The sequence below is a fragment of the Ketogulonicigenium vulgare WSH-001 genome, assembly GCF_000223375.1.
Lineage (GTDB): Bacteria > Pseudomonadota > Alphaproteobacteria > Rhodobacterales > Rhodobacteraceae > Ketogulonicigenium > Ketogulonicigenium vulgare.
On the sequence record NC_017385.1, the window covers coordinates 118468 to 143573 of the forward strand.

Genomic DNA, 25106 nt, shown 5'->3' on the forward strand with positions numbered 1-25106 from the left:
ATAGGCCGCTTTCCATATAACGATCACCACAAATAGAAACGGTGCGGGGATTAGACATCCCCGCACCGTTTCTTTGGATCACCGCGATCGCTGGATTAGATCGCAAAGTCCTCGATTGATTTGCCGCTTTCGAGCAGGCTCACCAGCCAACCCGGTTTGCGACCGCGACCGCTCCAGGTCAGGGCATGGTTTTCGGGGTGTTGGTATTTCGGAGCAACAGGCGTTGATTTCTTGGCGCTTCCGGTTCCGGCCAGCACTTCCAGCGAATAGCCGAATTTGCGGGCTACGGCTTCGGCTTCCAGGCGAGCCTGGGCGATCTGGCGGTCTTCAAAAGAGGCGATGGCTTTGCCAACGTCTTTTTCCAGTTTCTTTAGCTCAACTAGGGAAAGCGCGGTCAGGTTAATATCAGTCATAAGTGATCCCTCCGATCAATTTTGCTAGCATTAGCCTATAATCATAAAGGGTGCATCTATTCCTTTTACAGGAATAAGCAAAAAATTGCCGCCGCTAAAAACCACGTTTTAGGCCTATAAGATTTACCATCAGGACAATAAAACCTATCCGGCTATTGTTCGCTTCCGTTTTCTTCGGAAGCCTGATTGCCGCCGCGTGCGATGGCATGGGACAGTCGGCGCAGGAACCACAACACGATCAAAGCCAGAACAGAGGCCAGAATCGCCAGTGGGATAAGGCCGGTGCCGCAAGCCAATCCGATCGCACCGGCCATCCACATGCCTGCGCCTGTGGTGAGGCCGGTGATCCGTCCGCCCGAGGTAATAATCGAACCTGCCGCCAAAAACGCAACGCCTGCGGTGACAGCCTCGATCAGACGCAGCGGGTCCATATTCAATTGCTGGCCACTATCGAGCTGACGAATAATGATTTCATCGGCGATGATCGCGAAAAGACAGGCGGCCAGTGCGATCATCATATGGGTGCGAAGGCCGGCCGAGCTGGCGTGCAGCTCGCGCTCGAACCCGATCGCCGCGCCCAGCAGCGCGGCAAAGGCAAGGCGCAGCAGCACCACCTCGATACTCAGCGCAAGAAAGGGATCGCCGAATTCGGATTGCCATAGATTTTGCAAATCGGGGGACACGTCGACCTCGTTCAAAAAATGGCGGCAAAGATCGGGGAAAGGTTACGGGCGCTGCGACATGACGGCCAAAGTGGCCTGATCCGAAATGTCGATTTTTTCACCCGGCGCCAGACCCAACAGACGGGCAAGCGCCAAACGTCCGCGATTGGCGCGGCTTTTGATCGTGCCGGGCGCGCAACCACAGGTTTCGGCGGCTTCCTCGATGGAAAATCCCATCGCGCCGACAAGGATCAAAACTTCGCGCTGCTCGGCGGGCAGCTTATCAAGAGCGAGTTCAACCTCTTTGAGGGCGAGATTGCTTTCTTGATTGGGCTTGCTCGCCAAACGCGCCGCCATCTTTTCATCGACATCAGCCACTTCGCGGCTGCGCTTTCGCAGCATACTGCGCATATTGTTGCGCAGCACTGTAAAGAGCCATGAGCGCAAATTCGTTCCGGGTGTGAAAAGATGAAACTTTGACCAGGCTTTCATCAAAGTCTCTTGCACCAGATCGTCCGCCAATACGGAATCGCGGCTGAGTGTCAGGGCGAAAGCGCGAAGGGCGGGAAGGTGCAGCAAGATCTCTTGCCGCGGATCGGGCAGAGGGGGCACGTCCGACTTCGGCGGCTGCGGCGGCTTTGCGATTGCGTTCAACTGGGCCTCCCGTCTTCCAACAGCTTCTTGACCAGCGCTTGCAGCGAATCTGGCAAATCGTCGTTCAATTTCGAGCGATAAAGAAGTTGCAGGTTTTCATCCACTTGGCGCTGCAGCGCCGGATCCAATGCGGCGGCATGATCAATCGCATCGCGATCTGTCAAAGGGGCCTGTGCGGTTGAAGCCGCGTTTTTATCTGGCATATTGTCACTCGATGTGCTGCGCCGAAACGGTGCCTGTAGGGCGCATGGGACGTTCACAGTAAAACTGTATGATTTCTTGGGAACCTAATGCGGCCACAGGCGTTTGGTTCCAGTGGAAATACAAATTTTTAAAAAGAAGTGTGCCAGTATGAGCGAACCAGAACACACCACCAGCACATCGCGCGAGGCGCCGCGTGTTGAAAACAGCATGGCGATGCGCGTGGCGGCAGAGCTGCCCTTTTTGCGCCGCTATGCCCGCGCACTGACAGGTAGCCAAGAAAGCGGCGATAAATATGCCGCCGTCACGATCGAGGCGCTGCTCGAAGACCGCTCGCTGCTTGATCCTGCCCTGTCGCCGCGCATCGTGCTGTTCCGCACCTTTCACAGCGTGTGGCAATCCTCGGGCCGTATTTTGGCCGATGCGGCAACCACGATGGCGGAAAAGCGGGCGCTGGCGCGTTTGGCGGGGCTGACCTCGAACACGCGCGAGGCGCTGTTGTTGTTCACGGTCGAGGAATTCTCGCGCGAGGATATCGCCCAGATTATGCAGATCGACGCTGATCAGGCCGATGCGCTGCTGAAGACCGCCTATGTCGAGACGCTCGATACGATCAAGGGCCGCGTCATGATCATCGAGGACGAGCCGCTGATCGCAATGGATATCCGCGCCATTGTCGAGGAAATGGGCCATGAGGTCGTTGGCGTCGCCACCACCCGTGCCGAGGCCGAGGCTTTGGGTCGCGATGCGCAGCCCGATCTGATCTTGTCGGATATCAACCTTGCCGACAAATCTTCGGGCATTGATGCGGTCAATACGCTGCTGGCTGAACTGGGCGCGATCCCGACGATCTTTATCACGGCTTTCCCGGAAAAACTGCTGACAGGCGAGCGGCCCGAACCCGCCTTCTTGATCACCAAACCCTTTACCGAGGAGCGCGTCCGCTCGGCCGTGTCGCAGGCGATGTTCTTTGCCTCGACCGAGACGCTTTCCAGCTAAGATCTCGTGAAACGCCCGGAACCGTTTTGATTTCGGGGCGTTTCTTTGGCAGACGAAACAAGAAACAAGAGGTGACGACATGTTAGGTTGGGCTCTTACATTCCTCGTCGTGGCATTGATCGCGGCGGCGCTGGGTTTCACCGGTATTGCGGGAACAGCATCCTCGATCGCTCAGGTTCTGTTCTTTATCTTCATCGTATTCTTTGTGGTGGCGATGATCGCCCGCGCCCTGCGAGGGCGCCCGCCGATGTGATCCGATAAGGAAACAAAAATACCCGAGGCCGTCGCTGAAAAGCGGCGGCCTTTTTCGTTGTGGATATCCATGGCGACACGTCAGCCGCATATTTCCGCCGACACCTTTGTCCAATCTGGCGGGTGGGCGCCGATTGCTCCGCAGAGCGGTGCGGGGGCGGAACCCGCGCCCCTCCGGTCTGTTACATTCACACAGGGCGCGCGTCGCATATGCGATTGTCTGGATGCCCGCAAAGCTCCGCACCGCCCATGGCGCTGCGGCCTGAATGCGTTGACGGCTATCCGCTTAAAGCCTTGATAAATAAATAAATAATCTAAATTTTAGGCGGGAATATTGGAACCCTTCCCCGATCTGCACGTTGTATAAGCATGCCCAAGACGGGGCGCTGAACACGAAAAAGGAGTTAGTCATGAAAAACCTCATGCTCACCTCAGCTATCGTTCTGATGACCGCCGGTACTGCGGCCTATGCGCAAGACGCAACGCCTGCACCTGCAGATCCGGCAATGCCCGCGCCGACGGACCCGGTAACGCCTGCACCGGCCGATCCCACTATTCCGGCTCCTGCCGATCCGGTGACCCCGGCTCCGGCTGACCCGACCATCCCGGCCCCCGCTGATCCGGCCATCCCGGCCCCTGCGGACCCGATGGTCCCGGCCGAGCCGCCCACCACCGCAGCCCCGATGGCTGAAGGCGGTGCCGTTGCCACTGCCGAGGAGCTGACCGGCGCGAATGTGCAGGATCTGGAAGGCACCAGCATCGGCTCGATCAGTGATCTGCAACTGAACGGTGATGCCGTGACCGGCGTGATCATCAATGTCGGCGGCTTCCTGGGCCTTGGCGCGAAGCCCGTGCTGATCCCGGTCGAGCAGATCGACGTGATCCGCGATGCTGATGGCACTGTGCTGCACGTCGAAGTCGGCATGTCGCGCGAGCAGCTGGAAGCGATGCCCGAGCACGTGACCCAGTAAACCCATTCGCCCTGATGCCTCCCCCGCAGCATCCGCTGCGGGGCCTATAAAGGAGAAGACCGATGAGCAATCCTGTAACCTCGTATAATCCCGCCGAGACCAGCAATCTGTTGTCCGGCAAGGATGAAGTGAAGGGCACCAAGGTCTACAGCCCCGCAGGCGATGATCTGGGCCATATCGACGACGTGATGATCGATGCCGCCAGCGGCAAAGTTGTTTACGGCGTGCTGGAGTTCGGCGGTTTTCTGGGCCTCGGCTCGGATTATCACCTGATCCCGTTTGGCAAGCTGCGCTATGACCATGCCCGCCACGGCTATGTCACCGATCTGACCAAGGCACAGCTGGAAGGCGCGCCCGCCTATAGCGACGATTGGCGTACCAACCGCGACTGGCAGCAGCGCAACTATGACCACTATGGCCTGCCGCCCTATTGGATCTAACTGATCCAGTAAGCCACCATCAGCCGGCCCCTGCGGGGGCCGGCTTTTTGCGCTAGACCCCGCCGAGGTGCTGTCGTAACCTAAGGTCACATCTTTACTTCCACATCCGCCCTTGTCAGTTCTGACGTGACAAATTGTCGCGGTCATGCTGCTGAATGCGGATGCCAGTCCCAGATCCAAGCCCGACGCAAGGAGACGTAGATGTTACCCAAATCATTGAAACATAAGAATGGCGCCATGCGCCTTGTCGCAGCCTCGACCCTTGCGCTGATGATCGGCGCGGGTGCCCATGCGCAGGTAAACCCGGTCGAAGTGCCGGTGGGCGCGAACGAGACCTTTACCTCGCGCGTGCTGACCACCGGCCTGTCGAACCCTTGGGAAATCACCTGGGGCCCCGACAATATGCTGTGGGTGACCGAGCGATCTTCCGGCGAAGTGACGCGCGTCGACCCCAATACCGGCGAGCAGCAGGTCCTGCTGACCCTGACCGATTTCAGCGTCGATGTGCAACACCAGGGCCTACTTGGCCTCGCGCTGCATCCTGAGTTTATGCAAGAGAGCGGCAACGACTACGTCTATATCGTCTACACTTATAACACCGGCACCGAAGAAGCGCCCGATCCGCATCAAAAGCTGGTGCGTTATGCCTATGACGCTGCCGCGCAGCAGCTGGTCGATCCGGTTGATCTGGTCGCAGGCATTCCCGCAGGCAACGACCACAATGGCGGTCGCATCAAATTCGCCCCCGATGGCCAACACATCTTTTACACGCTGGGCGAGCAAGGCGCGAACTTTGGCGGTAACTTCCGCCGTCCGAACCACGCGCAACTGCTGCCGACGCAAGAGCAGGTCGACGCGGGCGATTGGGTCGCCTATTCGGGCAAGATCCTGCGCGTGAACCTTGACGGCACGATCCCCGAAGACAACCCCGAGATCGAGGGCGTGCGTAGCCATATCTTTACCTATGGCCACCGTAACCCGCAGGGCATCACCTTTGGCCCCGACGGCACCATTTATGCCACCGAACACGGCCCCGATACGGATGACGAGCTGAACATCATCGCCGGCGGTGGCAACTATGGGTGGCCGAATGTGGCCGGCTATCGCGATGGCAAATCCTATGTCTACGCTGATTGGAGCCAAGCGCCCGCTGACCAGCGTTACACCGGTCGCGCCGGTATCCCCGACACCGTGCCGCAATTCCCCGAGCTGGAATTCGCGCCCGAGATGGTCGATCCGCTGACAACCTATTGGACGGTGGATAATGATTACGATTTCACCGCCAATTGCGGCTGGATCTGTAATCCGACGATCGCGCCTTCGTCTGCCTATTACTATGCGGCGGGCGAGAGCGGTATCGCGGCTTGGGATAATTCGATCCTGATCCCGACGCTGAAACATGGCGGCATCTATGTGCAGCACCTCAGCGATGATGGCCAATCTGTCGACGGCCTGCCCGAGCTGTGGTTCAGCACCCAGAACCGCTATCGCGATATCGAGATCAGCCCCGATAACCATGTTTTTGTGGCGACCGACAACTTTGGCACCTCGGCGCAGAAATATGGCGAGACCGGCTTTACCAACGTGCTGCATAACCCCGGCGCGATCCTTGTCTTTAGCTATGTCGGCGAGGATGCTGCGGGTCAGACCGGAATGATGACCGCGCCCGCACCGCAGACGCAATACACGCAAGTGCCCGCCGAGGGTGCAGGCGCGGGCGCGACTGAGGTTGCGGATGTCGATTACGACACGCTGTTCACCGAAGGCCAGACCCTTTATGGCAGCGCATGTGCCGCGTGCCATGGTGCCGCTGGCCAAGGTGCGCAGGGCCCGACCTTTGTGGGCGTGCCGGATGTGACGGGTGACAAGGACTACCTTGCCCGCACCATCATCCACGGTTTTGGCTATATGCCGTCGTTTGCGACTCGGCTGGATGACGAGGAGGTTGCCGCCATCGCGACCTTTATCCGCAACAGCTGGGGCAATGACGAAGGCATCCTGACCCCGGCCGAGGCCGCTGCCACCCGCTGAATGCTGTAAAAACCACCCTCGCCTGCACATCAGGCGGGGGTATTTCATTTATTTTCACATCTGCCTTTGACATGTGCCGCTATCACGGTTAATGCGGCCCCTTCGGCTGTTCTGGGTCTAAGCGGGTGTGTTGCCCGATAAGAGAGACGGTTCAGTCCCTCCCGCCCTATTTAGGGCCCATTTAGGCAGAATAGTTTTGACTCATCAAAATATCGCCGCGCCTCTGGCCGCGGCCCTTTCGCAACGTGGATATGAAACGCTGACCGCCGTGCAGCAAGCTGTGCTTGCGCCCGAGGCTGATGGCCGCGACCTGCTGGTGTCGGCACAGACCGGTTCGGGTAAGACGGTGGCCTTTGGTATCGCAGTCGCGCCCGACCTTTTGGGCGACGACAATATCCTGCCGCTGAACACGCCGCCTGTTGCGCTGTTCATCGCCCCCACGCGCGAGCTTGCGCTGCAAGTTGCTCAGGAACTGACCTGGCTTTACGCCAATGCAGGTGCCCAGATCGCGACCTGCGTCGGCGGTATGGATTACCGCACCGAGCGCCGCGCCCTTGCACGTCTGCCGCAAATCGTTGTCGGCACGCCCGGCCGTCTGCGCGACCATATCGACCGTGGCGGCCTTGACCTGTCCGAATTGCGCGTGACCGTGCTGGACGAAGCGGATGAGATGCTCGACCTCGGCTTCCGCGATGATCTGCAATATATCTTGCAAGCCGCGCCCGAAGATCGCCGCACGCTGATGTTCTCGGCCACCGTGCCGCGCGAGATTGAAAAACTGGCCCGCGACTTCCAAAATGACGCCCTGCGTCTGGAAACCCGTGGCGAGGCCAAGCAGCACAACGACATCAGCTACCAAGCTTTGTCGGTCACCATGCGCGATCGCGAAAACGCCATTTTCAACATGCTGCGTTTTTATGAATCGCGCACGGCGATCATCTTCTGCAAGACCCGCGCCAATGTGAATGATCTGCTGTCGCGGATGAGCGGTCGTGGCTTCCGCGTGGTGGCCCTGTCGGGCGAGCTGTCGCAACAGGAACGCACCAACGCGCTGCAAGCGCTGCGTGATGGCCGCGCCAACGTTTGTATCGCGACCGACGTCGCGGCGCGCGGCATTGACTTGCCGGGCCTCGAGCTGGTGATCCACTACGATCTGCCGACCAATGCCGAAACCCTGCTGCACCGCTCGGGCCGTACCGGCCGCGCGGGTGCCAAGGGCGTCTCGGCGCTGATCGTCACCCCCGGCGATTTCAAAAAAGCGCAGCGTTTGCTGAGCTTTGCCAAAGTGACCGCGGAATGGGGCAAGGCGCCTTCGGCCGAAGAAGTCAGCGCCCGCGACGATCTGCGCATGGTCGAGCATCCGGCCCTGACCACCAAGCTGGATGATATGACTGTCGCGAATGATCTGCTGGCCCGATTTGGTGCCGAGCAAATCTCTGCCGCATTCGTCCAACTGTGGCGCGAAGGTCGCCCCGCCCCCGAGGCGCTGACCGTCGTGAACACGCCCACCCCCGGTGCCGCCCCCGCCCCGCGCGAGCCGCGTACCTCGCCGCGCGAATTTGGCGCGTCGGTCTGGTTCAGCCTGTCGGCAGGTCACGTCGACCGCGCCGAAGCCCGTTGGCTGCTGCCGAAAATCTGTGATGCGGGCGGTATCACCCGCGATGCGATCGGTGCGATCCGCGTGCGCGAGTCCGAGACCTTTGTGCAGATCGCGGCCAATGAAGCGGGCCGTTTCGCCAATGTCTCGGAAATCGAGCCTGGCCTGACGCTGACGCAAATCGACGGCGAGCCGAACCTGGAACAGCGCAGCAGCGGCCCGAAGAAATTCGGCGCAGGCAAGCCCGGTAAATTCGCCAAGGGCGGTGAGAGCTGGGGCGATAAAAAGCAGACCGGCTGGGTCGAGCGCAAGAACGACGGCTGGGACGACAAGCCCGCGCCGAAAAAGCATCGCAAGGGCGAGTTTGAGGCCGGCATGGCCGATGCACCCGCCGCAGCGCCGCGCAAGCCGCGTTTCGATGACGCCCCCGCCGCGACCAAAACCGCACGGATCAAGCCGCGTTGGACCGAAGAACAGCCCAGCTTCAAGGCCAAGCGCCCCAGCGCCGCAGGCGCACCGGCCAAGCCGCGTGATGGCGCAAAGCCCGCGTTCAAAGGCAAGCCCTATGCCGCGAACACCACCGGCGGCGCGCCGCGCAAAAGCAAGTTCAAGGCCTGATATTTAAGGCCGAATGCAAAAAGGGTGGGGTGAAAACCCCGCCCTTTTTCTATGCCTATCGGCTGGTTTAGCCGTAATGGCCGACCGGCGTGCCCGCGATGGCCGACATGTTCAGCAGCCCGCGCGTGGTGATGGATGGCGTCACCACATGGGCGCGGTTGCCCATGCCGATCAGGATCGGGCCGACTTCCAGCCCGCCTGCCTTGGCCTTCAGGATATTGCGCACGCCCGAGGCCGCATCGGTCGAGGCAAAGACCAGCACATTTGCCGAACCCTCGAACCGCGCATTGGGCAGTTGGCGCTCGCGCAAAGACTGGTCCAGCGCGGAATCGACGTTCATCTCGCCCTCATAAAGGAAGTCGGGCGCGATATCGTCCAGCATTTCCAACGCGCCGCGCATCCGGCGGCCCGCATCGGTGTCCATATTGCCGAACTGGCTTTGGGTGCAGAGCGCGATTTTCGGGGTCAGGCCAAAGCGGCGCACGTGACGCGCTGCGCCCAGCACCGTTTCCTTGATCTGATCGGGCGTCGGGTCCGAATGCACCTGCGTGTCCGCAATGAAGAGCGGCCCGTCTTCCATGATCATCAGCGACATGGCGGCAACCGGTCGCAATTGGCCGCGCGCCAGAATTTGACGAATGAAATCAAGATGCTGGTGATATTGGCCGTAGGTGCCGCAAATCATGCTGTCGGCCTCGTCGCGGTGCACCATGACGGCGGCGATCGCGGTCGTATTGGTGCGCATGATCGAGCGGGCGGTATCGGGGCTGACGCCGCGCCGGGCCATCAACTCGTGATACGTGCCCCAATAATCGCGATAACGCGGGTCGTCCTGCGGGTTCACGATGTGGAAATCGCGGCCCGGACGGATCGGCAGGCCGTAACGCTCGCAGCGAGCCTCGACCACATCGGGGCGACCGATCAAGATCGGCACATCGGTGGTTTCCTCCAACATCGCGGCGGCGGTGCGCAGCACGCGTTCATCCTCGCCCTCGGCAAAGACGATGCGGCGCGTGGTCTGGCGCGCGGCCTCGAACACGGGGCGCATCAGCAGCGCCGATTTGAACACCGAACTGTCCAACTGCGCGCGATAGGCGGCGATATCAGGCAGCGGGCGGGTGGCGACGCCCGTCTCCATCGCAGCTTGCGCCACGGCGGATGCGACGACGCCCATCAGGCGCGGATCGAAAGGCTTCGGGATCAGGTAATCGGGGCCAAAGGTCAGCTGCTCGCCCTGATAGGCGGCAGCCGCCTCGGCCGAGGTGGTAGCGCGCGCCAGTGCCGCGATGCCTGCGATACAGGCCAGCTCCATCTCGTCATTGATCTCGGTCGCGCCCACGTCCAGCGCCCCGCGGAAGATAAAGGGGAAGCACAGCACGTTGTTGACCTGATTGGGAAAATCAGACCGTCCAGTGGCGATGATCGCATTCGGGGCAGCGGCGCGGGCAAGGTCGGGCAGGATCTCGGGCGTGGGGTTTGCGAGGGCGAAGATAATCGGCGCGGGGGCCATTTTCGCGACCATCTCGCCGGTCAAAACGCCCGGGCCGGACAGGCCAAGGAACAGGTCTGCACCGGTGATCACATCACCCAGCGTCGCGGGGCTGTCGCCTTGGGCAAAGGCCTGCTTTTGCGGCGTCATTTGCGCGGTGCGGCCGTTATAGACTAGCCCCTCAAGGTCGCAGAGGTAGATATTCTCGCGCTTGACGCCCAGTTTCACCAGCATCTCGAGGCAGGCGATGCCCGCCGCGCCGCCGCCGGTCGAGACGACTTTGATCTGATCAAACGCCTTGCCGGCCACCAGCAGCGCATTCGTTGCCGCCGCGCCGACCACAATGGCGGTGCCGTGCTGGTCATCGTGGAAAACGGGGATGTTCATCCGCTCGCGGCACAGTTTTTCGACGATAAAACAATCGGGTGCTTTGATATCTTCCAGGTTGATGGCGCCAAATGTCGGCTCAAGCGCGCAGACGATATCGGCCAGCTTTTCGGGGTCGCTCTCGTTCAATTCGATATCGAAACAGTCGATATTGGCGAATTTCTTGAACAGGACCGCCTTGCCCTCCATCACCGGTTTTGACGCCAGCGGGCCGATATTGCCGAGGCCCAGAACAGCGGTGCCGTTCGAGACCACCGCCACCAGATTGCCGCGCGATGTATAGCGGCTGGCGGTCGAGGGATCGTCCCTAATCTCAAGACACGCCTCGGCCACGCCCGGCGAATAGGCGCGGCTAAGGTCGCGCCCATTGGCCAGCGGTTTCGTCGCGCGGATTTCCAGCTTACCGGGGCGGGGAAATTCGTGATAGTTCAGCGCGGCCTGTCGCGCGGCCTGTGCGGCTTCGTCCTGCATGCCCGAGGTCATCGCCCTCTCCTTTTCATTTGGGCCGGGCCTAGCCTAGTTTGCCACCCGCGCCAATATCGCCGTTGCGTATCTGCCTCAGGCAGGCGCTTTCTCGTATTCAATCATACGTGCGCGCGCGAGGGCGAGGTCAATCCGCCCATCCCCCCGATAATGGAGGCAAATTTTCCGCTGCGAGGGGCCATCTTCCAGCGTGAACAGGAACCGCCCACCGCCAAGGTGATGCAGCGGCATCGCACGGCGCAGGGGGCCGGTGCCCATGATCACCGCGTTACCGGCGATTTCCAGCACCGCGCCAAAGGCATGGCTGCGCCAGATGCCGGCAAGGCCCGACGGCGCAGGCGAGGCGGCCACAGGGCGATAGCGTTTGGACGCATGGCCGACGAGGCCCACGATATCATCACCCTCCATCCGCAATTGCAGGCGTGAGGTGGGCGACAGGCTATCAACGCCGCCGGTGCCGTCGGGATAGACCGAAACCGCATCATCCAGCCGCGTTACCGAATTGCCGCTGACGGCCAGCCAATCGGCGCCTTCGCTTGCGACATAAAGGCCGGGGGTCAGGGTGCTTTCGGGACTTTGACTTTTTTCGCCCAACAATGCGGCCATGATGTCGGTCGCGATACAGGTTGGGTTCACATCATCGCGGTTCGCAACAATCGCGCAGCCGGTGCCGGTGGCGGGGTCCAACAGCAGATAGCTGCGATAGCCGGGCTGCGAGCCGCCATGACCGACCAGCGTCAACGCCCCGACCGCCTGCTGCCGCAGGCCCAGACCGTAGCCCGTCGGGCGGCCGTCCGTCAGATAACGCGGCGCCGATAGCGCGGCCAAGCGGCCCGCGAAATCGCCCTCGCCGCGCAGCAGCAGACGGCCCCATTCGGCCAGCGCGCGCCCGCTGCCCGACAGGCTGCCCGCCGCCGACAGATGCATACCCTGCAGTCCCATTTTCCAGCCCGTGCCATCGTGCCAATAGCCGGTCGAGAGGTTGCGCACCGGATCGGTCCACATCTCTGAGGCATGCAGCGGCAGGTCGTGTTTTTCGCGCAGCGTCGCGCGCAGGAAATCGTCGAACAGCAGGCCGTGGCTGCGCATCGCCTCTTCGACCAGACGATAGCCGCCGTTCGAATAATGCACCTCGGTGCCGGTTTCATAGTTCAGGCGGGGCATCGCCGCATGAAAATCCAGCAGTTGCGGCGCGCGGGTCTGATTGAACATCGACAGCCCCAACAGGCTGAGGGCCTCGCGCGTGTCAGGGATGCCGCCGGACATGTCCAGCGCGCGCCCCACTGTCACGGCGCCTGTCACCGCATTGAGCTGCGGCAGATGTTTTGACAGCGGATCGTCAAGGCTGATCACCGCGGGATGTGCCAGCACGAAACTCGCAAAAACATGTTTAGTGACAGAGGCATAGCGCATGATGCTGTCGACGCTGATCGGGCTCATTGTGGCCAGGCTTTCGACCCCTGCAACCGCGCTATCGCGCAGGCCGGCGGTGTCGAACAGGATGATCGCGCCGCCGGGTTGATCAGCCTCCCAGCCCGCTGCGTTTCGCGCCATTTCGGCGGCGGCATCCCAGTTCAGCATTGCCATCTTTATTGTCCCCTTGACGTTTTTGCCGCGATTCGTACGCAAACTTTTGCTTTTCTTGGGCCATTTACCCCGCAAAGCCAAGCGCTGCCGCTTGGATGCCGCCGCAGCGGGCGCTATATAGGCACGGTGTCAACGGGGGGGCCGCGATGGAAAGCAAGTGGCTTGAGGATTTTCTGGCACTGGCCCTGCACAAGAATTTTTGCCGTGCCGCCGAGGCCCGTAACATCACCCAATCCGCCCTGTCGCGCCGCATCAAATTGCTGGAAGGCTGGATGGGCGCGCCCCTGATCGAGCGCCGTACAAATCCGATCAGCCTGACCGAGGCGGGCGAGAAATTCCTGCCGCGGGCCGAGGAAATGTACAATATGATCCTGTCGGTGCGCGATGAATTGCGCGCGCCCTATATGGCGGCGCAAGAGGTGCTGACCGTCTGCATGATGAGCACGCTGTCCATCACCACCTTTCCTCGCCTCGTCGCGCAATTGGAACAGCGGGGCGAGCAGTTTCGTTTCCGCTTTGCCGATAGCCGCACCACCATGCCTGATTGGGTGGAGCTGCTGCGCAGCGGCAATGCCGATTTCCTGCTGACCTATGCCCATAGCAGCGTCGCCGTGCTGAACACGTTGAACGAATTCGAATATCTGACGGTGGGAACCGAGCGCTGCATCCCCGTCTCGGTGCCCGGCACGGGCGGGCGGCCACGCTATGATCTGACGCAGCAAGATCGCCCGGTCGATTACCTCAGCTATCGCAACCACTCCTTTTTCGCCAATGCCTTGCCCGGCATCATCAAACGCGGCGGGTTTCGCCTGAACACCGTCTATGAAAACGCGCTGTCTGCGGCATTGCTGGCGGCGGTGCGGGTCGGCCTCGGGGTGCGTGGATTCCCGAAAAACTGCTGGAAGACGACCTTGCGACGGGGCGCTTGCTGCGCGCCGCCACGCCCGAATATGACCTGTTGGTCGACGTGCGGCTTTATCGTCCCATGGACGATGGCTCGCGGATCAAGAACAGATTCTGGCGCAAACTGGGCGAGCTTTCCCCGCTGCAATAGCATGGATTGGGCGTTCAAATCGTGAAAACGACCAAATTTTAGTCGCCGCGCCTTGACCCGACGACATTGCCATCCGGCGCTGTTTTCAGGCTTAAGCCTTGATTTCATGGACAGGGCCCGCGCCGCGCCCGCGCCTCATTCCAAAACGGAATAGCGCTTTCCAATAACGCACTGGAGCCGCCGCCCCGCCGTGGGCCAGCGTGCAGGAATGCGCGATCTCCGTATTGCCGCAGAAGGTTTCAAGGATGTGACAATCAAAGGACAAGTGTGTGGCCGATACTGTGATTAAAACCGACACGCCCCCCGGCATGACGTCATTTGGCATCACCGCCCTGACCGCCATGCGCGAGGCGCGGGCCGAGGCTGTCTCGACCGATGGCGCATCGCTTGTCTATCTGTCCAATGCCAGCGGGACCAATCAGATCTGGTCGCAATCACTTGCGGGCGGCCCCGCCCTGCGCCTGACCGATCTGGCCGAGCGCGTCAGCAGCTTTGCCTTTAACCCCAAATCGAACGATATCCTGATCGTCACCGATACCGGCGGCGATGAGCGTTTCCAGTTTCTGCTGCTGCGCGCGGGTGCGGATGCGCCCGTGGCGCTGACCGCCGCCCCGACGGTGGTGCATCAATGGGGCGCATGGTCCCCGGATGGCAGCCAGATCGCCTATTCCAGCAACGCCCGCGCACCGCATCTGATGGATGTGCATCTGATGGATGTCGCCAGCGGCGCGGTGACCACGCTGCTCGAGGGCAACGGCTTTATCGAGGCGATCGCCTTTACCCCCGACGGCAGCGCGCTGATCTTGCGCGATAGCGCGCGCGGCATGGGCGATCAGGACCTGTTGTTGCTGGATATCGCGACGCGCGCTTGCGCTGCGATCATGCCGCATGACGGCCCTGCCCGCTATATGAATGCCCGCCTGCGCAAAGACGGGGCGACGGTTTTTCTGCTGTGCGATCAGGGCAGCGATTTCCATCAGGTGCAACAACGCGATCTGGCCAGCGGCGCGCTCGTCTCCTGCATCGCGGCGGATGGCCATGATATCGACGCCTATGCGCTGACACCCGACCAACAGCAGGCGGCATGTGCGATCAATATCGACGGCGCAACGCAGCTTGTGCTGAGCGATCTGAATGGCGACAACCGGATTGAGGTCGCCCTGCCCTTTATCGGCTGCGTGAATTCACTACGCTTCACCCCCGATGGCGCGGCGCTGCTGATGTCTCTCGATAGCACGACGCATAGCTGCGATGTCTGGCAATATACACTGGCCAGCGGCACCTTTACGCAACTGACCGATGCACCCAAAGGCGGTATCAGCGCGGCAAGCCTGATCGCGCCGGTGCTGGAACGTTTCACCAGCTTTGACGGCCTGTCGGTGCCCGCGCTGGTTTACCGCCCCGCTGGCACGCCGCCCGCGAAGGGCTGGCCTGTGCTGTTCCTTGTCCATGGCGGCCCCGAGGGGCAATGGAGCCATAACTGGCGCCCTGATGTACAGCATCACCTGTCGCAAGGTGTGATGGTGGTGGCGCCGAATGTGCGCGGCTCGACCGGATATGGCCGCTCCTATCATGCCAGCGATGACCGCGAAAAACGCTATGACAGCGTGGCGGATCTGAACGCGATCGCCGATGCCATCGCCGCGCGTCCCGATGTGGACGCCAGCCGTATCGGCGTGCAGGGCCAATCCTATGGCGGTTTCATGGTGCTGGCGGCGCTGACGACGCGCCCCGATCTGTGGAAATGCGGCATCGATCTCTATGGCATCTCGAATTTCACCACGATGATGCAAACCACCGGCCCGTGGCGCAAAGTGCTGCGCGCGGTCGAATATGGCACCGATGCTGCGCTGCTGGACAGCCTGTCGCCGATCCACAAGATGGACCAGATCCGCGCCCCGCTGCTGCTGGTGCATTGCCACGAAGACCCGCGCGTCGCGATGGAGCAAAGCGAGCAGGTCTATTCCACGCTGCGCGGCCTTGGCAAACCTGTCGAGATTCTGCGCGTCGCCGCCGAAGGGCACGGCTTTGCCCGCCGCGAAAACCGCATCCACGCGTTCAGCACGATTGCCGCTTTCGTGCAGCGCAACCTCTGACCAACAGCCCTTTTGACACAGGCCGAATAATGAAGAACAGCGATATCATCTGGGATTATGTCGACGCCAAAGGCGCTGAATTCTCGGAGTTCTCCGATGTGATCTGGGACATGCCCGAGATTGCCTATACCGAATACCGCTCGGTCGCCGAGCACAAGAAGATGTTGGAGGCCCAAGGTTTCAGCATCACCGAAAACGTCGCCGATATCCCGACCGCCATTATGGGCGAGGCTGGAACCGAGGGCCCCGTCATCGCGATCCTTGGCGAATATGACGCGCTGCCGGGCCTGAGCCAAGAGGCGGGCGTTGCCGAATACCGCCCGATTCCGGGCAATGGTCACGGCCACGGCTGCGGCCATAATATGCTGGGCTCTGCCGCGCTGCTGGCCGCGACCGCGATCAAGGACTGGCTGGCCACCAGCGGTTTCAAAGGCCGCGTGCGCTATTACGGCTGCCCCGCCGAAGAAGGCGGCGCCGCGAAATCCTTTATGGCGCGCGCCGGTGCTTTTGCCGATGTCGATATCGCCATCTCGTGGCACCCCGCCTCGTTCACACGCGTGGATGAAGCCCTGTCGCTGGCCAATACCCGCATGGATTTCGCCTTTACGGGCCGCGCCTCGCATGCGGCGGCCGCGCCGCATCTGGGCCGTTCGGCACTGGACGCGGTCGAGCTGATGAATGTCGGCGTCAACTACCTGCGCGAACACGTCCCCGCCGATAGCCGCATCCATTATGCGATGCTGGATTCGGGTGGCATTGCGCCCAACGTGGTGCAGGCCAAGGCCAAAGTGCGCTATGCGATCCGCTCGACCACGCTGCCGGCGATGTTCCACCTGCTCGAGCGCGTCAAGAAAGTCGCGAAGGGCGCCGCGATGATGACCGAGACCGAGGTCGAGATCACCACCATTTCCGCCGTCTCGAACCTGCTGGGCAACGGTCCGCTGGAACAGGCGATGCAGGGCTGCATGGACCGCCTCGGCGGTGTGCCGTTTGACGAAGCCGACCGCGCCTTTGCCCGCGAAATTCAGGCGACCTTGCTGGATCAGGATATCGAGAACGATTTCCTGCGCGTCGGCATTGAAACCGACCCCGCACTGCCGCTGCACGAAGGCGTCATCCCCTTTGACCAGCGCGGCGAGCCGATGATCGGCTCGACCGATCTTGGCGATATCAGCTGGGTCGTGCCGACCGTACAGGCGCGCGTCGCCACCCATGCCATCGGCACCCCCGGCCATAGCTGGCAGATCACCGCGCAGGGCAAAATGCCTGCCGCCCACAAGGGCATGATCTATGCCGCCAAAGTCATGGCGGGCACGGGTGTGGAAATGCTGCTCGACGCCGATCAACTGGCGGCGGCCAAGGCCGACCACGCCCGCCGTCTGGCGAAAACGCCCTACACCTGCCCCATTCCGACCGAGGTCAACCCGCCGCTGCAACCGCGCCCGGCAGATCTTGGCTAAACCGCACTTTACCGGACGGGCCCCCGCCCGCCGTTAAATTCCGCCCAACCACAGGGAGACTATAATGAAAAAGACGTCGTTCTTGCGCAATTCCGCGCTGACGCTGGCGCTTGCCGCCACGGTCAGCGCCCCTGCACTGGCGCAGACTCCGCCGAACGCGCTGGTCATGGCATGGAATATCGACGCGATTTCCACCTTTGACCCCGCCCAAATCGCCGAAGTCGTCACCGACGAGATCTATCGCAACGCCTGCGAAAGCCTTGTCGATTTCGACGTCGCGGACGAGTCGAACTATGTCCCCGCGCTGGCCGAAAGCTGGGAGACCTCGGAAGACGGTCTGACCATGACCTTTCACCTGCGCGAAGGCCTGACCTTCCGCGATGGCTCGCCCGCAACGGCGGGTGATCTGGCCTGGTCGATGCAGCGCGTCGTACGCCTCGGCTTTGGCAATGCCGCCACGTTGATCGAATACGGCTTTACGGCTGCAAATATCGAACAGACCATCACCGCGCCCGATGACCGCACGCTGGTGCTGACGCTGGACCGGCCCTATCCGGCCAGCCTGATCCTCGGCTCGATCGCTGCAAACCGCGTCGCCAGCTTGCTGGACCGCAAGGTGGTCGAGGCGAATGCGACGGGCGACGATTTGGGCAATGCGTACCTTGCGACCCGCACGGAATGCGTCGGCCCCTATAACCTTGTGCGCTGGAACCCCGGCGAAGTCGTGATGCTGCAGGCGAATGAAACCGCGGGCGGCAGCCGCACCCCCGGCCTTGACCAGATCCTGATCCGCCATGTGGCCGAAACCGGCAGCCAGCGTCTGCTGATCGAACGCGGCGATGTCGATGTTGCCCGCAACCTGAATGCCGAAGATCTGGCTGATCTTGAGCAGAACGAAAATATCAAAATCGAAACAGTGCTTAAGCCGTCGATGTTCTACCTTGCGATGAACATGGATCACCCGGCGCTGAACGATAGCCGCGTGCGTCTGGCGATGCGCTACCTGATCGACTATCAGGGTCTGGGCGATACGGTTATGCGCGGTGTCGGCGTGCCGCGCGCCAGCTACGTGCAATACCCCGCCGTTGGCGCGTTGGATCTAGAGGAAGGTCAACCCTTCTCGCTGGATCTGGATAAGGCCCGCGAACTGCTGACCGAGGCAGGCTATCCCGATGGTTTCACCGCCACGCTGCTGATCGGCTCGCACCCCTATGGCTCGCCCATCGGTCAAGCGCTGCAAGAGACCGCAGCCCAGGTCGGCATCACGCTGAACATGGAGCGTATGTCGAATTCGCAGCTGTTCTCGCGCACCCGTGGCCGCGAGTTCGAGACCGCGCTGCTGGGCTTTGGCGCCTCGATCCCCGATGCGCATATGATGTCCTCGCGCATGGTGTTTAACCCCGACAACGCCGCCGAAGCGAACCTTGGCCAATATCCGAGCTGGCGTTCGGCCTATTTCGACGAGGATGCCAATGCCCGCGTCGAAGAAGCCATGATGGAGCGCGACCCCGCCCGCCGGATCGAGCTGTATCACGCGCTGCAACGTGACCAGATGGAAAACGGCCCGCTGGCGTTCATCATGCAAACGATGGACCCCGCTGCGCTGCGCACCACGATCACCGCCTATCCGCGCAATGGTTTCCGCGTCTATTACGACGCTGTCACCAAGTAAAACCTGCGGGCGCGGGGGGTGACATTCATCCTCCCGCGCCTCTTTTCCCACAGGAGCCCGCATGACCGATCTGCCGGTTACAACAGATGACGAGCGCCGCGCCGATCGGCGCGCCTTTGTCACCCGCGCCCTACGCCTTATTATTTCCGTAGCCGTGACGCTGCTGGGCTTGATTACGCTTACCTTTTTCATCGGTCGCTTGCTGCCGCTGGACCCGGTGCTGGCGATCCTTGGCGACAATGTCAGCCAAGAGGCCTATGACCGTATGCGCACGCAGCTTGGCCTCGATCAGCCGATCTGGGTGCAATATTGGATGTATCTGACCAAGGCGTTGACGCTTGATTTTGGCATGTCGCTGACATCGAGCCGTCCCGTGGTCGAGGATATCGCCCGCGTCTTTCCCGCCACGATCGAGCTGGCGACCGTGGCTATTTTCATCGGCACATTCCTGGGTATTCCCGCCGGCGTACTGGCCGCGATGTATCGCGGCTCGATCTTTGACCACATGATCCGCCTGTTCAGCCTTGTGATCTATTCCATGCCGAATTTCTGGCTGGGTCTGATGGGCCTTATGGTCTTTTACGCTGGCCTTGGTTGGGTCGCGGGGCCGGGCCGGATCGGCTTTGTCTATGAATTCTCGGTCGCGCCGGGCACCGGATTTTTGCTGATCGACACGGCGTTGCAGGGCAATTGGGACGCGTTCAAGAATGTGTTCAGCCATATCATCCTGCCCGCCTCGCTGCTGGGTTTTGGCGCCATGGCCTATATCAGCCGCATGACCCGCAGCTTTATGACCGAGCAGCTCTCGCAAGAATATATCATCACCGCCCGTGTCAAAGGTCTGAGCTGGGCGCGCACCGTCTGGGGCCATGCATTTCGCAATATCGCGGTGCAATTGGCAACGGTGGTCGCGCTGTCCTATGCCTTCTTGCTGGAAGGCGCCGTGCTGATCGAGACCGTTTTCGTCTGGCCGGGCTTTGGCCGTTATCTGACCACCGCGCTGATGGCGGGCGATATGAATGCTGTCGTCGGCTGCACGCTGGTTGTCGGCATCATTTTCGTCGTGATCAACCTGATCTGCGATCTTCTTTACCGGGTCCTTGATCCGCGCACGCGCTGAGGCTGCCATGACATCTACCCCTGACACATCCAACCCGACGGGCCTGCGCGCATGGCTGCACGCCCCGGTGCCGCAAACCGCGCGGCAGGCGCGCGCGCAGCATATCTGGCGCAAGATCAAACAGATGCTGGCGAACCCTTCGGGGATGATCGGCCTTGGCGTGCTGTTGGTCATTATCATGGCCGCCCTGCTGGCGCCCATGATTGCGCCCTATAGCCCGTTCAGCCAGAATTTGCAGGCGCGTCTGCTGCCGCCATCAGCGGCGCATTGGCTGGGCACGGACGAGCTGGGCCGCGATGTGCTGTCGCGCCTGCTCTATGGCTCGCGCATCACGCTCTATATGGCGTTTCTGACGGCTGCGATTGTCGGGCCGGTCGGTCTGATCATCGGTACCGTTTCCGGCTATTTCGGCGGCCTCGTCGATACGGTTCTGATGCGGGTCGTTGATTTGTTCATGGCTTTTCCCAGCCTGATCCTTGCCATGGCCTTTTCGGCCGCACTGGGGCCGGGGATTGAAAACGCGGTCATCGCTATCTCGCTGGCCGCCTGGCCGCCGATCGCGCGCCTCGCGCGGGCCGAGACGCTGATGATCCGCAATTCCGATTACGTCGCCGCCGTCCGCCTGCAGGCGACACCTGCCTGGCGCATCATCATTGGCCATATCGCACCGATGTGCATCCCTTCGGTCATCGTGCGCGTCACGCTGAACATGGCCGCGATTATCCTGACGGCGGCGGGACTTGGCTTTTTGGGCCTTGGCGCGCAACCGCCCAGCCCGGAATGGGGCGCGATGCTGTCGGTGGGCCGCGATTTCATGTTCACCCATTGGTGGATCGCCGCCATTCCCGGCTGTGCGATCTTGATCACCAGCCTTGCCTTTAACCTGCTGGGCGATGGCCTGCGCGATGTATTGGATCCCCGCAATGTCTGATAATCTGTTGCATGTCCGAAACCTGCGCGTCTCGTTCAAGACGGCGCGCGGCCCCGTCGATGTGGTGCGCGGCATCTCGTTCGATATCGGGCGGGAAAAGGTCGGGATTGTGGGCGAAAGCGGCTCGGGCAAATCGCTGACCGGGCGCTCGATGCTAAAGCTGCTGCCAAAAACCGCAACCATCACCGCCGACAAGCTGGAATTCATGGGCGAGGACCTGCAAGGCGCGTCCGAGCGGCGGATGCGTCAAATCCGCGGCCGCCATATCTCGATGATCCTGCAGGACCCGAAATTCTCGCTGAACCCGCTGGTCAAGATTGGGCCGCAGATTGTCGAGGCGTATCGCGTCCACCACAAGGTTGCAGGGGCCGCCGCCAAGGCCCGCGCCATCGAGATGCTGGAATCCGTCCATATCCGCGACCCTGAACATGTCTTTAACCTCTATCCGCACGAAGTGTCGGGCGGGATGGGCCAGCGCGTGATGATCGCGATGATGCTGATCCCCGAACCCGATCTGATCATCGCGGACGAGCCGACCTCGGCCCTCGATGTGACGGTGCGCCGTCAGGTCCTGAGCATTCTGGACGAGTTGGTCACCCGGCGCGGCACCGGCCTCATGTTCATCAGCCACGATCTGAACATGGTGGCCAGTTTCTGCGACCGCGTGCTGGTCATGTATGCCGGCCGCATCATGGAGGATCTGCCCGCCCGCGACCTGCATAAGGCGCAGCACCCCTATACCCGCGCCCTACTGCAAAGCCTGCCCCGCCTTGATAAGCCGACCGACCGCCTTGTCGTGCCCACCCGCGATCCCGCATGGCTGACCGAGCCGACCCTGCAAACCAAATTCGAGCCATCCGCATGAGTGACCAGAACTTTGTCAATGTCACCGGAATGACGATTTCTTTCGGCACCGGCAGCAAGCGCCGTCAGGTCGTGCGCGATGTGTCGTTCCAGATCCCCAAAGGCGGCGCTTACGGCCTGATCGGGGAATCGGGTTGCGGCAAATCGACGATCCTGCGCGCGCTGGCCGGGCTGAACACCGATTTTTCCGGCACCTTCCAGTTCGACGGCGAAACCGTCGGCAACAAGCGCGGCAAGCCGTTCTTTTCCCGCGTGCAGATGGTGTTTCAGGACCCCTATGCCTCGCTGCATCCGCGCAAGCTGGTGCAGGATGTGCTGACCGAGCCGCTGAAAGTCCATGGTTTTGACAATATCCACCAGCGCATTGACGATGTGCTGCGGGCCGTGGGTCTGGGGCCGCAGTTCCGTTTCCGCTATCCGCATGAACTCTCTGGCGGTCAGCGCCAACGTATCGCCATTGCCCGCGCGCTGATTATCGAGCCGACGCTGATGCTGCTGGACGAGCCAACCTCGGCGCTGGATGTCTCGGTGCAGGCGGAAATCCTGAACCTTTTGAAAACCCTGCGCGAGGAACGCGGCCTGACCTATCTGATGGTCAGTCACGACCTTGCCGTCATTGCCCATATTTGCGAGCGCGCCGGCATCATGCAGCACGGCCGCGTCCTCGAGGAAATGACCGCAGACGACATCCGCGCTGGACGGGCAACGGCGGATTATACCCGCACCTTCTTGCAAGCCAGCCTCGACGCCATTCCTTCACAAGAGTAATCCGATGACCCCCTGCACCAACCCCAACGGCCAATGGCAAAGCGACGACAGCGCCTTTAGCCCCGCCGCCAAAGCCGCGATCACCGCCGTTGCTGATAGCCAGAACACTGATGCCGCGCTGGTCATTATCGGCGGCAAAATCGTGTATGCCTATGGTGATACGACCCGCAAATACCTGTGCCACTCGATCCGCAAAAGCTTTCTGGCGGCGCTGATGGGGCAGGATGTCGCGGATGGCACCATCGACCTGAATGCCACGATGAAAGACCTGAACATCGACGACAACGACGGCCTGTCCGACGTCGAATTGCAGGCGCAGGTCTATGATCTGCTGACCGCCCGTTCCGGCGTGTACCACGCCGCCGGATACGAGACGAAATGGATGCAGCGCATCAAGGAAAAGCGCCATTCCCACGCGCCCGGCACCTTTTGGTGCTATAACAACTGGGATTTCAACGCGCTTGGCACGGTCTTTGTGCAGCAAACCGGCCTGTCTGTTGCAGACGCCTTCCAGCAGCGCATCGCCGGTCCCGTCGGAATGGAGGATTTCTCGCTTGCGGGTGACACCCCCGATGCTTGGCGAGAGAGCTTCCAGCAGTCGCGCCATGATGCCTATCCGTTCCGCATGTCCTCGCGCGATTTGGCGCGGTTTGGCCAGCTTTACCTGCAAGGCGGGCGCTGGAGCGATCAGCAGATCCTGCCCGAAGGCTGGGCCGAGGAATGCGTCATGCTGTATTCCCACGCCGGCGCCCGCGGCGGCTATGGCTATATGTTCTGGCTGGAACGCGACGGCGTCTTTGCGCCCGGCGTGAAAACGCCAAAAGGCAGCTATTCCGCCAATGGCGCGGGCGGCCATTACTGCATGGTCGTGCCCGAACATGACATGGTGATCATCCACCGCGTCGATACTGAAACACCCGGCACCGAACTGTCCAAATTCGGCTTTGGCAAATTCTTGAAAGCCGTTTTCGCCGCGACTGCGGCCTGAGGTAAAGCATGACGACCGTTATCCAGAACATCGCCGCGTGGTGCGGCGCACAGACCGACTTTTCCGCCGCCGCCAAACGCCTCGCGGCCGAGGCGATCACCGACACGCTGGCCTGCATCGTCGCGGGCCGCGCCGATTCCGCGACGCTGGCCGTGCGCCGTGCAATGGAAAGCCAGATCGGCGCCAGCGGCGCGCGGATCGTCGGCGGTGGCCGCGCCGCCCCCGCTGTTGCGGCGCTGATCAATGGCACCGCTGCCCATGCCCTTGATTTCGATGACAACTTCCGCCCTGGTATGAGCCATGCCTCGGCCGTGATCGTACCGGCGCTGCTGGCCATTGCCGATCTGGTTGACGCCAGCGGCGAGGATTTCGTCAAAGCCTATCTGATTGCCTTGCAGGCGCAGGCCTATGTCGGCTGGGGCGTGGGGTATAACCATTATGTCGCCGGTTGGCATGGCACCTCGACCATCGGCTCGGTCGGGACCGCCGCAGGCACGGCATGGCTTTTGGGCCTTGATACCGATGGCATCGCCCGCGCATTGACGCTGGGGGTTAGCATGGCCTCGGGCGTCAAGGGGCAGTTCGGCACCTCGGCCAAACCGTTCCACGCCGGCATGGCCGCCCGCAATGCGGTCGAGGCGGCGCTGCTGGCGCAGGCAGGCCTGTCGGGCAAGATGGACATCCTTGAGGGTGAGCAGGGTCTGCGCGAGCTATATTCCGGCGGCATCATCACCGATTTTTGGGACAAGACCCCCATCGACGGCCCCCATGTCATTGAGACCACGGGCGTTGTGCCAAAACGTCATCCCTGCTGCGGCTCGACCCATATGGTGATCGATGCGATCCTTGATTTGCAGGCGAAACATGGGTTTACGGCAGATGACATCGCCCGCGTCGATACGCTGGTGGGCGTCGCGAACTGGCGCAACCTGGCCTATCCCGCGCCGGTGGACGAGATGCAGGCCCGTTTCTCGATGCAATATTGCGTCGCGCGTGCGCTGCGCAAAGGCGTCCTCAGCCTGTCGGACTTTACCCAAAGCGCCGTCGACCAGTATGCCCAAGATCCGCTGATGGCCGTGATCACGATGGAACATTACGGCGAGGAAAACAGCAAAAAGGCGCTACATCCGCATAAGGTCACATTGTGGCTTAAGAATGGCGGCCAATTGGAAGGCGCGCGCAGCGTTGCCAAAGGCAATCTTGGCGATGCGTTCAATGATGCCGACCGGATGGAGAAATTCGTCGATTGCTGCACGGGTCTGACGAATGCCTCCGTCGATGGCCTGTTCGTCACCTGCGAAACCATCGCCCTGCAGCGCGATCTGAAGGCGATTGATCCGCTGTTCAACGCCTGATCCTTGGGCCTGAT

At 61.5% G+C, this 25106-nt stretch carries 22 protein-coding genes; 16 read left to right on the top strand and 6 right to left on the bottom strand.

Annotated features, from left to right (window positions below):
* Positions 1-95 precede the first annotated feature (95 nt).
* From KVU_RS15525 to KVU_RS15540, 4 genes are all read right to left on the bottom strand, one after another.
* Positions 96-413, bottom strand: coding sequence for an H-NS histone family protein (locus tag KVU_RS15525; RefSeq protein ID WP_013385750.1), 318 nt, complete (start codon positions 411-413; stop codon positions 96-98).
* A gap of 152 nt (positions 414-565) precedes the next feature.
* Positions 566-1111 carry an MgtC/SapB family protein gene (locus KVU_RS15530; RefSeq protein ID WP_013385751.1) on the bottom strand — a complete coding sequence of 182 codons (546 nt, stop codon included), beginning with the start codon at positions 1109-1111 and terminating at the stop codon, positions 566-568.
* Between the two features lie 27 nt (positions 1112-1138).
* Entirely contained in the window at positions 1139-1729 is a 591-nt protein-coding gene (locus KVU_RS15535; protein ID WP_013385752.1) for a sigma-70 family RNA polymerase sigma factor, read from the bottom strand.
* A complete protein-coding gene (locus KVU_RS15540; protein ID WP_162467629.1) occupies positions 1726-1932 on the bottom strand; it encodes a hypothetical protein in 207 nt (68 codons plus the stop codon). The genes KVU_RS15535 and KVU_RS15540 overlap by 4 nt, the downstream gene beginning before the upstream one ends.
* A 148-nt stretch (positions 1933-2080) precedes the next feature.
* On the opposite strand from KVU_RS15540, the gene KVU_RS15545 reads away from it, so the two are divergent.
* The 6 genes from KVU_RS15545 (at position 2081) to KVU_RS15570 (ending at position 8838) form a co-directional block, all read left to right on the top strand.
* Positions 2081-2929 carry a response regulator gene (locus KVU_RS15545; RefSeq protein ID WP_013385755.1) on the top strand — a complete coding sequence of 283 codons (849 nt, stop codon included), beginning with the start codon at positions 2081-2083 and terminating at the stop codon, positions 2927-2929.
* A gap of 79 nt (positions 2930-3008) precedes the next feature.
* Positions 3009-3182: a DUF1328 domain-containing protein gene (locus KVU_RS15550; protein ID WP_044008265.1), complete on the top strand. Its 174-nt coding sequence runs from the start codon at positions 3009-3011 to the stop codon at positions 3180-3182.
* Between the two features lie 409 nt (positions 3183-3591).
* Positions 3592-4152: a PRC-barrel domain-containing protein gene (locus KVU_RS16335; protein ID WP_236953177.1), complete on the top strand. Its 561-nt coding sequence runs from the start codon at positions 3592-3594 to the stop codon at positions 4150-4152.
* Between the two features lie 62 nt (positions 4153-4214).
* Positions 4215-4592, top strand: a complete 378-nt coding sequence (locus tag KVU_RS15560) for a PRC-barrel domain-containing protein (RefSeq protein WP_014538180.1) — start codon at positions 4215-4217, stop codon at positions 4590-4592.
* A 201-nt stretch (positions 4593-4793) separates the two neighbouring features.
* A complete protein-coding gene (locus tag KVU_RS15565; RefSeq protein ID WP_013385759.1) occupies positions 4794-6623 on the top strand; it encodes a glucose/sorbosone family PQQ-dependent dehydrogenase in 1830 nt (609 codons plus the stop codon).
* 196 nt (positions 6624-6819) lie between these two features.
* On the top strand, positions 6820-8838 hold the full coding sequence (locus tag KVU_RS15570) for a DEAD/DEAH box helicase (protein ID WP_013385760.1): 2019 nt from the start codon (positions 6820-6822) through the stop codon (positions 8836-8838).
* Between the two features lie 67 nt (positions 8839-8905).
* On the opposite strand, the gene KVU_RS15575 is transcribed toward KVU_RS15570, so the two are convergent.
* A complete protein-coding gene (locus tag KVU_RS15575; protein WP_013385761.1) occupies positions 8906-11197 on the bottom strand; it encodes an NADP-dependent malic enzyme in 2292 nt (763 codons plus the stop codon).
* 75 nt (positions 11198-11272) lie between these two features.
* Positions 11273-12784 carry a serine hydrolase domain-containing protein gene (locus tag KVU_RS15580; protein WP_014538182.1) on the bottom strand — a complete coding sequence of 504 codons (1512 nt, stop codon included), beginning with the start codon at positions 12782-12784 and terminating at the stop codon, positions 11273-11275.
* 146 nt (positions 12785-12930) lie between these two features.
* Between KVU_RS15580 and KVU_RS15585 the strand changes: the two genes are divergently transcribed.
* The 10 genes from KVU_RS15585 (at position 12931) to KVU_RS15630 (ending at position 25092) form a co-directional block, all read left to right on the top strand.
* Positions 12931-13863, top strand: coding sequence for a LysR family transcriptional regulator (locus KVU_RS15585; protein WP_014538183.1), 933 nt, complete (start codon positions 12931-12933; stop codon positions 13861-13863).
* Between the two features lie 244 nt (positions 13864-14107).
* A complete protein-coding gene (locus KVU_RS15590; RefSeq protein WP_014538184.1) occupies positions 14108-15934 on the top strand; it encodes an alpha/beta hydrolase family protein in 1827 nt (608 codons plus the stop codon).
* Positions 15935-15963: 29 nt separating this feature from the next.
* Positions 15964-17394 (top strand): M20 family metallopeptidase, encoded by a 1431-nt coding sequence (locus KVU_RS15595; RefSeq protein WP_013385764.1) that lies wholly within the window; start codon positions 15964-15966, stop codon positions 17392-17394.
* Positions 17395-17458: 64 nt separating this feature from the next.
* Complete coding sequence (locus KVU_RS15600) at positions 17459-19066, top strand: ABC transporter substrate-binding protein (protein WP_014538185.1); 1608 nt, start codon at positions 17459-17461, stop codon at positions 19064-19066.
* A gap of 61 nt (positions 19067-19127) precedes the next feature.
* On the top strand, positions 19128-20186 hold the full coding sequence (locus KVU_RS15605; protein WP_013385765.1) for an ABC transporter permease: 1059 nt from the start codon (positions 19128-19130) through the stop codon (positions 20184-20186).
* A gap of 7 nt (positions 20187-20193) precedes the next feature.
* Entirely contained in the window at positions 20194-21117 is a 924-nt protein-coding gene (gene nikC / locus KVU_RS15610) for a nickel transporter permease (protein ID WP_013385766.1), read from the top strand.
* On the top strand, positions 21110-21982 hold the full coding sequence (locus KVU_RS15615) for an ABC transporter ATP-binding protein (RefSeq protein WP_044008282.1): 873 nt from the start codon (positions 21110-21112) through the stop codon (positions 21980-21982). Before nikC ends, KVU_RS15615 begins: the two co-directional genes overlap by 8 nt.
* Complete coding sequence (locus KVU_RS15620) at positions 21979-22749, top strand: ABC transporter ATP-binding protein (RefSeq protein WP_013385768.1); 771 nt, start codon at positions 21979-21981, stop codon at positions 22747-22749. Before KVU_RS15615 ends, KVU_RS15620 begins: the two co-directional genes overlap by 4 nt.
* 4 nt (positions 22750-22753) lie before the next feature.
* A complete protein-coding gene (locus KVU_RS15625) occupies positions 22754-23737 on the top strand; it encodes a serine hydrolase domain-containing protein (protein ID WP_013385769.1) in 984 nt (327 codons plus the stop codon).
* Between the two features lie 8 nt (positions 23738-23745).
* Positions 23746-25092 (top strand): MmgE/PrpD family protein, encoded by a 1347-nt coding sequence (locus KVU_RS15630; RefSeq protein WP_014538186.1) that lies wholly within the window; start codon positions 23746-23748, stop codon positions 25090-25092.
* The last annotated feature ends 14 nt before the right edge of the window (positions 25093-25106 follow it).

What these genes read in the sequence shown, in the direction of transcription:
- KVU_RS15585 (WP_014538183.1), top strand. Translation starts at nt 12,931, where the DNA reads ATGGAAAGCAAGTGGCTTGAGGATTTTCTGGCACTGGCCCTGCACAAG.
- KVU_RS15525 (WP_013385750.1), bottom strand. Translation starts at nt 413, where the DNA reads ATGACTGATATTAACCTGACCGCGCTTTCCCTAGTTGAGCTAAAGAAA.
- KVU_RS15540 (WP_162467629.1), bottom strand. Translation starts at nt 1,932, where the DNA reads ATGCCAGATAAAAACGCGGCTTCAACCGCACAGGCCCCTTTGACAGAT.
- KVU_RS15605 (WP_013385765.1), top strand. Translation starts at nt 19,128, where the DNA reads ATGACCGATCTGCCGGTTACAACAGATGACGAGCGCCGCGCCGATCGG.
- KVU_RS16335 (WP_236953177.1), top strand. Translation starts at nt 3,592, where the DNA reads ATGAAAAACCTCATGCTCACCTCAGCTATCGTTCTGATGACCGCCGGT.
- KVU_RS15575 (WP_013385761.1), bottom strand. Translation starts at nt 11,197, where the DNA reads ATGACCTCGGGCATGCAGGACGAAGCCGCACAGGCCGCGCGACAGGCC.
- KVU_RS15620 (WP_013385768.1), top strand. Translation starts at nt 21,979, where the DNA reads ATGAGTGACCAGAACTTTGTCAATGTCACCGGAATGACGATTTCTTTC.
- KVU_RS15630 (WP_014538186.1), top strand. Translation starts at nt 23,746, where the DNA reads ATGACGACCGTTATCCAGAACATCGCCGCGTGGTGCGGCGCACAGACC.
- KVU_RS15580 (WP_014538182.1), bottom strand. Translation starts at nt 12,784, where the DNA reads ATGGCAATGCTGAACTGGGATGCCGCCGCCGAAATGGCGCGAAACGCA.
- KVU_RS15595 (WP_013385764.1), top strand. Translation starts at nt 15,964, where the DNA reads ATGAAGAACAGCGATATCATCTGGGATTATGTCGACGCCAAAGGCGCT.
- KVU_RS15565 (WP_013385759.1), top strand. Translation starts at nt 4,794, where the DNA reads ATGTTACCCAAATCATTGAAACATAAGAATGGCGCCATGCGCCTTGTC.
- KVU_RS15545 (WP_013385755.1), top strand. Translation starts at nt 2,081, where the DNA reads ATGAGCGAACCAGAACACACCACCAGCACATCGCGCGAGGCGCCGCGT.
- KVU_RS15615 (WP_044008282.1), top strand. Translation starts at nt 21,110, where the DNA reads ATGTCTGATAATCTGTTGCATGTCCGAAACCTGCGCGTCTCGTTCAAG.
- KVU_RS15600 (WP_014538185.1), top strand. Translation starts at nt 17,459, where the DNA reads ATGAAAAAGACGTCGTTCTTGCGCAATTCCGCGCTGACGCTGGCGCTT.
- KVU_RS15625 (WP_013385769.1), top strand. Translation starts at nt 22,754, where the DNA reads ATGACCCCCTGCACCAACCCCAACGGCCAATGGCAAAGCGACGACAGC.
- KVU_RS15560 (WP_014538180.1), top strand. Translation starts at nt 4,215, where the DNA reads ATGAGCAATCCTGTAACCTCGTATAATCCCGCCGAGACCAGCAATCTG.
- KVU_RS15550 (WP_044008265.1), top strand. Translation starts at nt 3,009, where the DNA reads ATGTTAGGTTGGGCTCTTACATTCCTCGTCGTGGCATTGATCGCGGCG.
- nikC (WP_013385766.1), top strand. Translation starts at nt 20,194, where the DNA reads ATGACATCTACCCCTGACACATCCAACCCGACGGGCCTGCGCGCATGG.